At 59.7% G+C, this 1,207-nt stretch carries 1 pseudogene; it reads right to left on the reverse strand.

From position 1 onward, the window contains the following. Positions 1-946: pseudogene (locus EHS19_RS10090) on the reverse strand (hypothetical protein); the annotation flags it as partial. Between the last annotated feature and the right edge of the window lie 261 nt (positions 947-1,207).

The raw sequence follows: 1,207 nt of genomic DNA on the forward strand, positions 1-1,207 counted from the left end.
GGGTGCTGTCGCTTACGGTGACCTTCGGACCGGTGGCGGTTACGGTTTCCAGCGTGTCGGCATCGGTCGGCTTGGCGTCGGCGTTGGTCGTGGCGACTGCGGTGAAGGTCGGCGTGAAGCCGCCGGCCGTCTTGTCCGCTTCGGTGACGACATGAGTGGCCTTGCCGGAGCAGCTCTTCGTTGTGCCGGTTTCGAGATTGCGCCAGCGGCAGACCGGGTGGCCGGTGGCGCTGGCATCCAGCACGCCGCTGAGGTTCGACGCGGTCGGATACACGGTGAACTTCTGGTCGCTGATGTTCTCATAGGAGATGTCATACGTGAGCGTTGCGCCCACGGAGACGGAATCGCCCAGCTTGTCGGTGCGCGTCAGCGTCATCTTGAGGTAGCTCTTCGTGGTCTCGACCGGCTTGTAGACGGTGTCGGCGGTCACGGTGAGCGTTTCGAGGATGTTGTTGCCGGTCGGGTTGTCGGCGTCGCTGGATGCAATAACGGTAGCGGACGGGGTGAAGCCGTTCGTCTTGTCGGCTTCGGTCACCACATGGGTGACGTAGTTGTTGGTGCCGTTGGTCTTGCATTCGCCGGATTGATTGGCATTCATCGTATAGCGGCATACCGGATGAACTTTGCCGGCCTGCTTATCGATCACGCCGCTGAGCGTCGATGCGGTTGGATAGGCGGTCACCTTATTGGACGTCAAGTTCTGATATCCCAGCGTATACGTCAGTCGGCTGCCAACCGCCGGCGTATCACCGAGACTATCGGTTCTGGTCAACGTGAGTTTCATATGACTGCCGGTCACCGTGCCGACTCCGGATACCGGGTCGGCTGCCGTCGCGGTCATTGCGCCGGCCGGCACGATGGCGAGCATGGCGATCGCCACGATCAACGCCCACAGACGCCTGACCGGGTTAGGCTTCGCCGCATGCTGCGCATGTGAATGAGCCATGGGAGTTCCTTCTCTCCGTTGCACGCCCGGTCGCGCATATACGGCACGACCGCTCGCTTCGTCATCGATGCGATGCGGCCTCGCTGCCGCCGAGCGTTCTCGTTCAGTATGTTTCTCTTGAATTATCGGCGGAAAATCAACTTTTTCCACAGGTAATCTGAGATTATAGTACACAACCTGAACGAATTGAATACGCCCAACACAACATTGAATAAGCCCTGCCCGACCGCCGCTATGCGGTTGTCGAGCAGGGCTTATTCA

Source organism: Bifidobacterium jacchi (genome assembly GCF_009078285.1).
Taxonomy (GTDB): Bacteria; Actinomycetota; Actinomycetes; order Actinomycetales; family Bifidobacteriaceae; genus Bifidobacterium; species Bifidobacterium jacchi.